This is a genomic window from Neisseria sp., assembly GCF_030523955.1.
Taxonomy (GTDB): domain Bacteria; phylum Pseudomonadota; class Gammaproteobacteria; order Burkholderiales; family Neisseriaceae; genus Neisseria.
In genome coordinates, this window is the sequence record NZ_JAUNHL010000072.1 from 1 (window position 1) to 12,358 (window position 12,358).

Genomic DNA, 12,358 nt, shown 5'->3' on the forward strand with positions numbered 1-12,358 from the left:
TGCTTTATGGGCACCTCTTCGCATTTGTTGCACTTAGATTGTCAATTCAAGAGGTAAAAACCGGGTACGCAAGGCAAAAAGCGCAGCAAGATTGAACACCTTGCGAGCATTTTTAACGCCGCAGACGGGGATTTTTGACCAAAAACACCGCCATTGCGTTGCGTCAACAGACCCTATGGTTTCTCGATAATTAACTCGGTACGCTATATATCACTGCAACACGTGGCTAAAGTTAAGTAAATCCACTATGGACTGCACTCCCAAACAATCTCGGCGACGTGCCGGTCTGAAAACTTTCTATCATTATTGACGAGCGGGAGTATAATTAAGTAGAAAGAATTCTATATTTTCTGCTGTTTCTCCAGCCATAATCCTCCAACTTGATTATTGACCATAAAAAACATCATGCCCACTTCACATTCTCCAAGTTGGTTAAGCGTTATTGCTCTAGCCTTTGCCGCCTTTATTTTCAACACCACCGAATATCTTCCGATTGCCTTGCTTACCGATATCGGCAAAAGTTTCCAGCTTTCTTCTACAGAGGCCGGCATTATGCTAACCGTATATGCTTGGGTTGTAGCGTTGATGTCACTACCGCTGATGCTACTCACCCGCAATATGGAGCGGCGCTCGTTGCTGATGTGGTTATTTGCATTGTTTATCGGCGGCCATCTGATCGCTTTTTCCGCTTGGAATTTCCCGGTGCTGTTGGCCAGCCGCGTGCTGATTGCCTTATCACATGCGGTGTTTTGGTCGATTACCGCCGCATTGGCGATGCGGCTGGCGCCTCCCGGTGCCGGTAACCGTGCACTGAGCCTGCTGAGTATCGGTACGGTTTCCGCCATGCTGCTGGGCATTCCGCTGGGGCGGGTTATCGGTAATTTTCTCGGCTGGCGTGTTTCCATGCTGTTAATCGGCGCCGCCGCTTTGGTCGTTTCGCTGATTTTGGCAAAAAATCTGCCCAAGCTGCCCAGCGTCAACAGCGGTTCTTTTTCCAGCATTCCGGTGCTGTTCAAACGCAAAAACCTGCTGCTGATGTTTGCTTTTACCGTCACCATCGTTACCGCACATTTTACTGCCTACACCTATATCGAGCCATTTGTATTACAAGTCGGTGGCTTTAGCGCAGAACAGGTAACACTACTGCTGATGTTTTACGGTTTGGCCGGTTTTATCGGTTCTTACCTGTTCGGCAAATGGTTCGACGGATATAGCAAAGGATTTTTCATCGGATTCTGTCTGTTGATGGTTGCATCTATGCTATTACTGTATCCACTGTTGGAATCCGTTTGGGCGGCTTACATCTTATGCCTGTTATGGGGTATTGCTTACAGCGCCATCGGTTTGGCCATGATTTCCCGCGTGCTGCATTTCGCTTCAGACGCCACTGATGTTGCCACCTCGATTTATTCGGGGCTCTACAATGTCGGCATCGGATCCGGCGCCCTACTGGGGCATTACGCCGGTGTATATCTCGGCCTGAAAAACCTCAGTTTTTTGGGAGCCGCCATGACTGCCATAGCAGCCCTCATCGCGTGGATACTGATCCGCCAGCCCGGATTTAACAATCGAGAAAACCAGCAGCAGGCTGTTCATTGAAACGTTTTGAATACAGAAAAGAATGCCTGTCTGAAAACAATCAAGCTTTCAGACAGGCATTTGATTTATGTGGCTAAACATCCATAACTGATTCACGCATTGCCGATACCAAGTAGCAAACCGGGTAGCACAACCCATATTTCTGCAAAGCCAGACCCGTTATATCTCCTTTTAAGCCGAATCTTTACGCTCCTCATTTTCAGCCGGCGTTTTCACCAAAGTCGAGCCATCCTCACCGCTGCCGCGATTCAATTCATCCACATAAGCCTGCGCTTCCGCTTCGTCAAACGGCCGTACGACACCGCTGTCGTTACGCGGGTCGAGATCTGCCATCACTTGGCTGGCAGCGGCCGGTACATTGACGTGCACGCTGCGTTGCTCCACCGGCACCCGTTTTTGTTTCCACGCCATCAAAGAAAGCAAACAGGCAAACAGTGCGAAGAACGCGTAAAAACCGTAGTTGCCGGCTTGGTCCATCACAAAGCCCAAACCCAACGGCGCCAGCAGGGAACCGATGCCGTAGCTAAACAACAAGCCGCGGCTGACTTCCACCGTACTCATGTCGTTGGGCAACTGGTCGTTCGCCCGCGCCACGCTCAGAGCGTACAAGGTAAACAAACCCAGCCCGAAAAAACCCGCCACCGCATAATGTACCCACACCTCTTCAAAGCCGACAAACATCAAAGCCAAGCCGGTTAACGCGCCGCAGAAAGATATCAGCGCCGAACCCAAAATCGCCGCGCGGCGGCCGAATTTATCGGAAAGTTTCGCTACGGGAAACTGCACCGCAAAACCACCTACCATGGCAATCATCAGAAAAAACGAAATCTGCTTGACATCATAGCCCTGTTTCAACAGAAATACCGATGACATCGTAAAAAATCCGTTAACCAACAAACCGCCGATAAAACTGCCCACCAGCGCCAGCGGCGTAATGGCAAACAAACGCGGCAAGCTGATACGCTGGCGCGGCGGCAAAGCCGGCGCATGCATACGGGTGAGGCCTACCGGCAACATCGCCGCCATCACCAAAATGGCCGCCAGGGTAAAAATATCGTTACTGGAAAACTTAAGCGTTAACAGCGCGATACCGCCGGTAAACGCAGTGTAGTACACCACATTATAAAACGCCAATACCCGCGCCCGCGCCGTGGCCGCACTTTGCTCGGCAAACCAACTCTCCACAATCATCAAGAGACTGTAATAACAAAAGCCCAGAATCACCCGCAAAACGCCCCATGCCCACAGATTGTCGGTCATCATATGGCCCAGCGCGGCCATCGCGAACACCGCGCCGAACACGCTGAAGCCACGGATATGCCCCACTCCCGACACCACGCGGTGCGCGGCAACCGCGCTCAAAACCGCACCGACAAAAAACGCCGCATTAAGCGCACCGATGGCGGTGTTGTTCACACCCATTTTAGTGAGTTCCACACCCGCCGAGTTCAGAAACAGGCCGAAACCGGCAAACAAGAAAAATACCGAAAAAAACAGCGAGTAAAACTTATTCGATTGTCCAGTCATCAACAACACCAACAGGAAAAATATAATAAATCCGCGCAACCGAGCGGTTGCGCGGGAAATCTGCCAAGTTGCCCGTTACTGCACGGGTAAGGGCAACAGCCGTCCGGTTTCATACCGAACAAGGCTTGAAATTATACATTGAAACCGAAGCACCACCCAAACAAATCACCCAAGAATGCCTGTCTGAACAAGCCTCTATCGTTATCATGCAACAATATAGCGGATTAACTTAACTTTCGCTACAGCGTTGCTGCGCCTTGCCTTACTACTTGTACTGTCTGCGGCTTGCTGCCTTGTATCGAAGTAATTAAATCCGCTATAGCCGAACCTCTTTCAAATAATGGCGACTTTGGTTCGCCAGAATTCAAAGAAAACGATTTTATCAGCCGAGCGGCAACAGAATCGTTTCCGTACTTCCGTAACTGCCTACGGCCTGCTGTCTTGTATCGAAAATGTGTTAACCTGCTATATCAAAATTATTCCATCGACTATATAAATTAACCCGCTTGCCCAAAAACAAATGCCTGTCTGAAAAACATAAAAGTTTTCAGACAGGCATTCTTGAAATACAGCGTTCAGTAACAACGCCGCTCAGACATAGTCGCGCGCTTCGCCTTTGCCATCGATATTATCGGCACAACGGGCGCAAATCGTTTCGTGGCCGGCAACCGAGCCGATATCGTCGGTATAATGCCAGCAACGTTCACACTTCTCTCCACCGCTCACCACTACCTCTGCCGACAAGACTTCGCCTTCGCTGACTTCAGCTTTCGACACTAACAAGGCAAAACGCAATTCTTCACCCAGCGCCTTCAGATAATCGGCGGTTTCAGCCGGCGCGGTAATGCGCACTTCCGCCTGCAAAGAAGAACCCAACGATTTATCGGCCCGCAAAGGCTCGATTGCGGCGGTAACCGCGTTACGCGCCTCGCGCACAGCCTGCCATTTGGCTACCAATGCTTCCTCACTCTCCGGACGCATCGGCGGGAAATCATGCAGGGTGTGGAACAACACGCTGTCTTCCTCGCCGCCGCCGATCAAATCCCACGCCTCTTCGGCGGTAAAGCACAAAATCGGCGATATCAGCAACACCAAGCTGCGGGTGATATGGTAAAGCGCGGTCTGCGCACTGCGCCGTGCATGGCTGTTTGCTTTGGTGGTATAGAGGCGGTCTTTCAGAATATCCAGATAGAACGCACCCAGATCCTCAGAACAGAAGTTCACAATATCCTGCACTGCAAAGTGGAAAGCATAGCGCGGGTAATAATCGCCGGCCAGTTTCTCCTGCAACCGGCGCGCCAACACCAGCGCATAGCGGTCGATTTCCACCATATCCGCCTGCGGCACGGCATCCTCCAGCGGATTGAAATCGCTCAGATTGGCCAGCAGGAAGCGCAAGGTATTGCGCAGACGGCGGTAACTCTCGGTCACTCGTTTCAGAATTTCTTTCGAGATCGCCAATTCGCCCGAATAATCGGTAGCTGCCGTCCACAAACGCAGAATATCGGCGCCGAATTCGTTGTACACCTCTTGCGGAGCCACCACGTTGCCGATGGATTTCGACATCTTGCGGCCGTTTTGGTCGACCACGAAACCGTGGGTCAGCAATTGTTTATAAGGCGCACGGCCCAGCGTCGCGCAACCGGTCAGCATAGAAGACTGGAACCAGCCGCGGTGCTGGTCGCTGCCTTCCAAATACAAATCCGCCGGCCAAGCCAATTCTTCGCGCTGCTTCAATACCGAAAAATGGGTGGAGCCGGAATCGAACCACACATCCATGGTGTCGCCGAGTTTATCGTATTGCTCGCAGTCTTCCGCGCTCAACAATTCGCTTTTATCCAAGGCAAACCAAGCTTCGATGCCTTTTTCTTCAATGCGTTGCGCCACTTTTTCCAGCAATTCTGCAGAATCGGGATGCAATTCGCCGGTTTCTTTGTGCACAAAGAAAGTCATCGGCGTGCCCCAAAAACGCTGGCGGCTAACCACCCAGTCCGGGCGGCCTTCAATCATCGCCTGCAAACGGGCACGACCCCAGGCCGGGAAAAATTCGGTATCATCCACCGCTTTTAAAGCATTGTTGCGCAAAGTCTTTCCGCTGACACCCGCTTTATCCATGCCGATAAACCATTGGCCGGTCGCGCGGTAAATCAGCGGCGTTTTGTGGCGCCAGCAATGCGCGTAACTGTGCTCGATTTTGTTGCTGGCCATCAATTTACGGTTTTCAGACAGCCATTCGATAATCACCGGATTGGCTTCCCACACCGTTAAACCGGCCACGCGCGGTACTTCGCTGATAAAGCGGCCTTCGGCGTTTACCGGATTGTAAAGCTCGATTCCGTATTTCAGACAGGCAAAGTAGTCTTCCAAACCATGCGCCGGCGCGCTGTGTACCAAACCGGTACCGGCATCGGTGGTTACATGATCGCCGTTCAGCATCAAAATATCGCGCTCGATAAAGGGATGGTTCAGATAAAGATTTTCCAATTTTGCGCCGGTGGTTTCCGCCAACACCTTTGTTTCGTCTTCGGCAAAACCGTAGCGCTTGATTGCCTCTTCAGCCAAATCTTTGGCCAACACCAGCTTACCTTTGGGTGTTTCGATTAATTGGTAAACCAAATCGGCACCCACCGCAATCGCCTGGCTGGCCGGCAAAGTCCACGGCGTGGTTGTCCAAATCACGCCGAAGGCATCGCCTGACAATTCAGACAGGCCAAACGCCTTGGCCAGCGCCGCATTGTCTTGAAACAGATAAGCCACATCGATGGCCGGCGATACTTTATCCCGATATTCCACCTCCGCCTCGGCCAGTGATGAGCCGCAATCCAAGCAAAACTGTACCGGCTTGGCCCCGCGATAAAGATAACCGGCCTTGTAGATTTCGCCCAGCGTACGCACCGTATCGGCTTCGGTTTTGAAATTCATCGTCAGATAGGGGTTGTCCCAATCACCCAGCACGCCCAAACGGATAAAGTCGCGTTTTTGCTTAGCAATCTGCTCGGCAGCGTATTCGCGGCACAATTCGCGAAAACGCGCCATCGGCATATCTTTGCCGTGCAATTTTTCCACCATCACCTCAATCGGCAAGCCGTGGCAATCCCAACCCGGCACATAAGGCGCATCGAAACCGGCCAGGGTTTTGCTGCGGATGATAATGTCTTTCAGAATTTTATTGACCGCATGACCGATATGGATATCGCCGTTGGCATAAGGCGGGCCGTCGTGCAGAATGAATTTCGGGCGCCCTTTGGTTTTTTCGCGCAGCTTTTGGTAACGCTTTTGCTCGTACCAGCTTTTCAGCCAGGCAGGCTCGCGCTTGGCCAGATCGCCGCGCATGGGAAACGGGGTGTCGAGAAGGTTGACGGTTTGTCGGTAGTCGGTCATATTCGGAACTCTTGTGAAGACGGAAACGTCTCGTTAAATAAGGATAATACGAGTCTAATTTTATAAGGCTTTTCAGCGTTTGTAAAAGAAACGGAAAAGCAGGTTTCAGCTTTGTGCCGACCAGCTTCTGGCCGCGTCCATATCCTGATGGATTTGCGCCTGCAACGCTTCCAGGCTGTCGAATTTTTGTTCGTCACGCAGTTTATGCAGAAAATGCACCCTGAGCCGCTCGCCGTAAATCTGCCCGTTAAAATCAAACAAATGAACTTCCAATTTTTGCGAACGGCTGTTGCTTACTGTCGGATTCAGACCGAAACTGGCCACACCGCGCCGGCGGCCGAATGCCCCCTCAGCCTCCACCACGAATATCCCGCTCAAAGCGTAGTGGTGCGGCGGCAAATGGATATTGGCGGTTGGGCTGCCCAATGTACGGCCCAGCTTGGCACCGTGTTTCACATGGCCGCTCAACGCATAAGGGTGTCCGAGCAAACCGGCTGCGTAAGCCAGCCTACCCTCGTTCAACGCCTTGCGTACCGCCGTGCTGGATGCCCGCTCGTTGGCCACCATCACGCTGGGGGTCGACTCGGTAACCATTTCCGCTTGCTGCCGCAACAGCGCAAAATCGCCCGCACGGCCCGCGCCGAAACGGAAATCGTCGCCCACCAACAGATAACGGGTATTCAAATGGCCGCGCAACAAATGGTCGATAAACGCTTGGGCCGTCATATCGGCAAAAGCTTGGTTGAAGCGCAATACCAATACCCCGTCCAAATAGCCGCTTTCGCGCAAAAAATCCAGTTTGTCGCGCATCGGGCTTAAACGGTAAGGCGGTTGTTTACCGGCTTTTCTCGCAAAAAATTCCGGCGGCTGCGGCTCGAACACAATCGCCAGCGCCGGCAAGCCGCGGCTGTCGGCCTCCTGCCGCAAACGCTGCAAGATATGACGGTGCCCCAAATGAACGCCGTCGAAATTGCCGATGGTAACCGCACTGCCTTGCGGCAAATCGGGTTTGCGGCTCAAGCCGAACCAAATATCCATTACTTGTCTGTTAAGAAAAAATAAACGCGTATTGTAAACCTTATGGGCCCGGCAATAAAGCATAGGCCTGTCTGAAAACCGGATGGCAGCATTTTATTATGGCTATTGGCAATGTAAAAACCAAAAATTAAAAATTTCAACTTATCGGTTTTCTTGTAAAATAGCGGATTAATTTTTTACCCAAATTTTGTTGACAATCTTACCTCTCATTAACACATGTAAAGCCTTTCCTTATGAGTTTCCGTTTCGACATTATCTACGAATACCGCGAAATGTTCGTCTATGGCGCACTGATGACGCTAGGCCTGACCGCCGCCTCTACCTTGGGCGGCACCGTGCTCGGTCTGTTCGGCGCATTGGCGCGTATCATCAAATTTGAAAAAGCCGGTATGCCGCTCAAAGTATTGGGCTGGGTAATACGGAACCTGTCGCTGCTTTATGTAACCGTATTCCGCGGTACCCCTTTGTTTGTACAAATATTTATTTGGTACTTTATCTGGGCGGTGGCGCTGATTAATCCGGTGGACGGCTGGTTGATCAGCGGAGACTTGGCGGTGGAATTACGCCGCAACTACGGCGCGATTATCGCCGGTACGCTGGCGCTTACCGTCAACGCCGGTGCCTACATCACCGAAATTTTCCGCGCCGGTATCCAATCTATCGACAAAGGCCAAATCGAAGCCGCCCGCTCGCTGGGCTTAACCTACCCGCAAGCCATGCGTTTTGTGATTCTGCCGCAGGCCATCCGCCGCATGCTGCCGCCTCTTGCCAATGAATTCATTACCCTCTTGAAAGACAGTTCGCTGCTGTCTGCCATTGCGGTAGCCGAATTGGCTTATGTACAGCGCACCATTTCCGGCCGCTATTCGATTTATGAGGAACCGCTCTACACCATCGCGCTGATTTATCTGGTGATGACCATAGGCCTGAGCTGGTTCTTTTCCTGGCTGGAAAAACGCTACAGCATCAGCCGCCGCTAATCGGTTTAAACAGCAAAACCGCCGGAATCATCCGGCGGTTTTTTTATGTTTGCCTCAATCTCCGATTCAGACAGGCATCTTCAGGGTAGGTAAAAATGAAAACCCAATGCCTGTCTGAAAAAATGTTTTCAGACAGGCATTGGATATTTTCTTTCCCCCTTCTATCCTGCATCATCTTCCAACGGCGCCACCGTTACCCGGGTCAGCCCGCGCGCCACGCCGCGCGAATAGCGGCGTGGGATATAGGCGCTGAGCTTGCCTTGTTGCACCGTGCTTTCATAGCTGCAAATCCAACGCTCGTTCTCCAGCAGGTTTTCCGAATAGTCCGGATTCAGCAAAGGCGAAATCCGGCTGAACAAATTCCAGCAGATACGGCTGCCTTCCGGCAGGTTCAAATCGGCGGCGATATGCGAATTGCCCTCGTCGCAGCCGACATGAAATCTGCCATAATCAAACTCGGTGTTGTCCGGAAAATCCGTCGCACCGTAAAAACCGAAAATCCGGTCATGCGCACACAGGCTTTGTTTGGCGTACGGCCAGATTTGTTCGCGCAGGAAAAACTGATCGGCAAAATGCTTGGATTGCAGCGGTTGTTTCAGATAGGCCTCTATCTTGCCGCGCATATCCGGCACCGCGCCGGCCACCGCTCCCCACAAACCGGCCAGTATCAGTTCGGTATGGGTGCTGCCGTCGCGCATCGTGTGAAACAGCTTGCCGCTCTCCAGCCATTGCCGTACTGCCGCCGCTTCACGCCAGGAAATCACAGAATCGGCATCGCGAAACACCACATAAGCCGCATCCGCATCATCCAGCGCCAGAAAACGCCACATCGTTCCCGGCCAGCTTTGCAAAGCCGCGTCTACTTTAACCACCTCGGCACCGTTATCCGCCAAGCGCCGGATAATACTGTCGGGAACGCTGTCGTCCACATAAAAGCGGCACAGCCAGCCCGGGTAAATCTTTTGGCTGATTTCGGTATTCATCACTGCCGGTTCGCAATAAGCGGAGCTGCCGCCGAACAGCGAAAACGCGATGATCTTCTTACCCTCCGGTTTCGCCGTTATCTGCGGCAATTTTGGCAATTCGCCCGCTCCGAAACGCTCGTCGCGCAACTGCAAAGCCTGCAAGCCGTAGCGCGCGCAGTTTTCCCAATCATGCTGCTCACCGTAAGCATGGGCCAGTGCATCGTAAGCATTGATGTGGCGCGGATCACGCTGCAACACCTGTTTGGCATAACGCACCGCTTCCTCCCACAAACCTGCTTTTACCGCCGCCGTAGCCGCGTCGCTAAGCGGCGCGGTGGATTTCGGCGCCAATTTATGCGCTTTTAAGGCTTCCAGCATTGCCTGCGGATAATTGCCTGCCTGGAAATTTTGGCGGAAAGCTGCGGAGATTTTATCCAATTGCAATTGTGTTTTCTGCTGCTGCGGGGTTAAACGCCGAGTTTGCATTCTGATTCCCTTTCTTCATCCTAAACGCTATACGCCCAGATATTGTTCGCGGCTGCCTAGCCAGCGGTTTAAATGCGCTTCCACCACATCCGGCCGCTCTTCAATCAATTTCGGTGCCCAATCACGCGCTTTTTCCAATAAAGCCATATCCTCTTCCAAATCGGCAAAACGCAACATCGGCACTCCGCTCTGGCGCGCGCCAAGAAATTCTCCCGGCCCGCGGATATTCAAATCCTGCCGCGCGATTTCAAAGCCGTCGGTGTGCTCGTAAATCACTTTCAGCCGCGCCTTGGCCAATTCGCTCAAGGGCTCGCTAAACAGCAGCACGCACGAGCTGACCGCCGCGCCGCGCCCAACCCGGCCGCGCAACTGATGCAATTGCGCCAAACCCATGCGCTCGGCATGTTCGATCACCATCAGGCTGGCATTGGGTACGTCCACGCCGACTTCAATCACTGTGGTCGCCACCAAAACATCCAGCTTGCCCGCCGAGAAATCCGCCATCACGTCCGCTTTTTCCGCCGCTTTCATGCGGCCGTGCAACAAACCTATGCTCAAATCCGGCAAACTTTGCTGCAACTGCAGCTGCGTATCGACCGCCGTTTGCAGTTGCAGGGCTTCGCTCTCCTCAATCAGCGGGCACACCCAATATACCTGCTGGCCTTTTTGGCAGGTATTCAGCACCAAACCTTCCACTTGAGCCCGACGCACACTGTTGACCAAACGGGTTTTCACCGCCGTGCGGTTCGGCGGCAATTCGTCAATCACCGAAACGTCCAAATCGGCAAAGAAACTCATCGCCAGCGTACGCGGAATCGGGGTAGCCGACATCATCAGCTGGTGCACGTCCTGCCCTTTGTTTTTCAAGGCCAAGCGCTGCGCCACGCCGAAACGGTGTTGCTCGTCCACAATCACCAGCCCCAAACGCGCAAACGCCACATCGTCTTGAAACAAAGCATGGGTACCGATTGCAATACGGGTTTCCCCCGCCGCCAAAGCAGCTTTCGCACCGTCTTTGGCTTTTTTGCGCAGACTACCGGAAAACCAGTCTACCTTTATGCCTAAAGGCTCGAACCATTGCGAAAATTTTAAGAAATGCTGCTCGGCCAGAATCTCGGTGGGTGCCATCACCGCCACCTGATAGCCTGCTTCTACCGCCGATAGTGCCGACAACGCCGCCACAATGGTTTTGCCGCTGCCCACATCGCCTTGCAGCAGCCGGTGCATCGGATGCGGCTGGCACATATCGGCTGCGATTTCCGCCAACACCCGTTGTTGCGCGCCTGTCAGGCGAAACGGCAAGGCCGCCAACAAGCGTTGCGACAAACTGCCGTCCCCCCGCAACACCGGCGCATGGCCTTCCAGCCGCTTTTGCCGCGCCAAACGCATCGAGAGCTGCTGCGCCAGCAATTCGTCGAATTTCAAACGCTGCCAAGCCGGCAAAGCGCCGTCCGACAAACGGTGTATCGTCATTTCCGGCGGCGGTGCGTGCAATAAATGCAGGCTTTCGGCCAAATGCGGCAGCTTCAGGCTTTGCAACATCGCATCCGGCAGGCTGTCGTGCAAGGGGACTTCCTGCAAGGCCGTCGCAATCGTCCGGCGCAGCACCGGCTGGGACAACCCGTTTACCGTGGGATAAACCGGCGTAAGGCTTTCGGCCAAACCGCCGCTTTCCGCATCGCGGATTTTCGGGTGTATCATTTCGCTGCCGAAAAAACCGTGCTTGATTTCGCCCAACGCACGGATCCGCCGCCCTTCTGCCATTTGTTTCTGATGACTGGGGTAAAAATGGATAAAACGCAAAAACAGCCTGCTGCCGGCGGCATCGCGTATCCGCACCACCAGCTGCCGCCTCGGTTTGAATTGCACTTCCTGAAACTCCACCTCGCCCTCCACTTGGCAGCTGACGCCCAAGGGCGCATCGGCAATCGGCGTGATATGGGTTTCATCCTCATAGCGGATAGGCAAATGCAACACCACTTCCCACGGCGTATTCAAGCCCAGCTTTTCCAGCTTTTTGGCCGTGGTGTCGGTGATTTTCAAGAGTTTTTGGGTAACGGGATTCATGGTCGGAAGCATACCATTATTTGAGCTTAGCCGGCGCAACGGCCGGTATTTCCCATCGTTTTTATAGCGGATTCACACATTTTCGATACAAGGCAGCAAGCCGCAGACAGTACAAGTAGTACGGCAAGGCGCAGCAACGCCGTAGCGAAAGTTAAGTTAATCCGCTAGTGCAACAAAATGCCTGTCTGAAAACTTTTACACCGCAAAAACCGCGCCGCTTATGTTTCAGACAGGCATTGATCTCGTTATGAGTGCATCAAGCGTTCAGATTCACCGAATGCTCGCGCGTTTCGTGGAACACAATATCCGGCCAGC

7 protein-coding genes are annotated in these 12,358 nt (G+C 53.0%); 2 read left to right on the forward strand and 5 right to left on the reverse strand.

Features of this window, described 5'->3' with window-relative positions; genetic code table 11:
* Window positions 1-405: 405 nt before the first annotated feature.
* Window positions 406-1,599 carry a sugar transporter gene (locus tag Q4C79_RS11840; RefSeq protein ID WP_303091228.1) on the forward strand — a complete coding sequence of 398 codons (1,194 nt, stop codon included), beginning with the start codon at window positions 406-408 and terminating at the stop codon, window positions 1,597-1,599.
* A 171-nt stretch (window positions 1,600-1,770) separates the two neighbouring features.
* Here Q4C79_RS11840 and Q4C79_RS11845 read toward each other — a convergent pair whose 3' ends face one another.
* The 3 genes from Q4C79_RS11845 to ribF form a co-directional block, all read right to left on the reverse strand.
* Window positions 1,771-3,126 (reverse strand): MFS transporter, encoded by a 1,356-nt coding sequence (locus Q4C79_RS11845; protein WP_303091229.1) that lies wholly within the window; start codon window positions 3,124-3,126, stop codon window positions 1,771-1,773.
* Window positions 3,127-3,717: 591 nt separating this feature from the next.
* Window positions 3,718-6,507, reverse strand: coding sequence for an isoleucine--tRNA ligase (gene ileS / locus Q4C79_RS11850; RefSeq protein WP_303091230.1), 2,790 nt, complete (start codon window positions 6,505-6,507; stop codon window positions 3,718-3,720).
* A 105-nt stretch (window positions 6,508-6,612) separates the two neighbouring features.
* Complete coding sequence (gene ribF / locus Q4C79_RS11855; protein WP_303091231.1) at window positions 6,613-7,545, reverse strand: bifunctional riboflavin kinase/FAD synthetase; 933 nt, start codon at window positions 7,543-7,545, stop codon at window positions 6,613-6,615.
* Window positions 7,546-7,778: 233 nt separating this feature from the next.
* Here ribF and Q4C79_RS11860 point away from each other — a divergent pair, with 233 nt between their 5' ends.
* Window positions 7,779-8,525, forward strand: coding sequence for an amino acid ABC transporter permease (locus Q4C79_RS11860; protein ID WP_303091232.1), 747 nt, complete (start codon window positions 7,779-7,781; stop codon window positions 8,523-8,525).
* 161 nt (window positions 8,526-8,686) lie between these two features.
* Here Q4C79_RS11860 and Q4C79_RS11865 read toward each other — a convergent pair whose 3' ends face one another.
* Together Q4C79_RS11865 and recG are read right to left on the reverse strand one after the other, a co-directional pair.
* Complete coding sequence (locus Q4C79_RS11865) at window positions 8,687-9,976, reverse strand: M48 family metallopeptidase (RefSeq protein WP_303091233.1); 1,290 nt, start codon at window positions 9,974-9,976, stop codon at window positions 8,687-8,689.
* 27 nt (window positions 9,977-10,003) lie between these two features.
* Window positions 10,004-12,043, reverse strand: a complete 2,040-nt coding sequence (recG, locus tag Q4C79_RS11870) for an ATP-dependent DNA helicase RecG (protein WP_303091234.1) — start codon at window positions 12,041-12,043, stop codon at window positions 10,004-10,006.
* Between the last annotated feature and the right edge of the window lie 315 nt (window positions 12,044-12,358).

Bases quoted from the DNA above. Each gene is read 5' to 3' on its own strand.
- Q4C79_RS11845 (WP_303091229.1), bottom strand. From the start codon at position 3,126: ATGACTGGACAATCGAATAAGTTTTACTCGCTGTTTTTTTCGGTATTT.
- Q4C79_RS11865 (WP_303091233.1), bottom strand. From the start codon at position 9,976: ATGCAAACTCGGCGTTTAACCCCGCAGCAGCAGAAAACACAATTGCAA.
- ileS (WP_303091230.1), bottom strand. From the start codon at position 6,507: ATGACCGACTACCGACAAACCGTCAACCTTCTCGACACCCCGTTTCCC.
- Q4C79_RS11860 (WP_303091232.1), top strand. From the start codon at position 7,779: ATGAGTTTCCGTTTCGACATTATCTACGAATACCGCGAAATGTTCGTC.
- Q4C79_RS11840 (WP_303091228.1), top strand. From the start codon at position 406: ATGCCCACTTCACATTCTCCAAGTTGGTTAAGCGTTATTGCTCTAGCC.
- recG (WP_303091234.1), bottom strand. From the start codon at position 12,043: ATGAATCCCGTTACCCAAAAACTCTTGAAAATCACCGACACCACGGCC.
- ribF (WP_303091231.1), bottom strand. From the start codon at position 7,545: ATGGATATTTGGTTCGGCTTGAGCCGCAAACCCGATTTGCCGCAAGGC.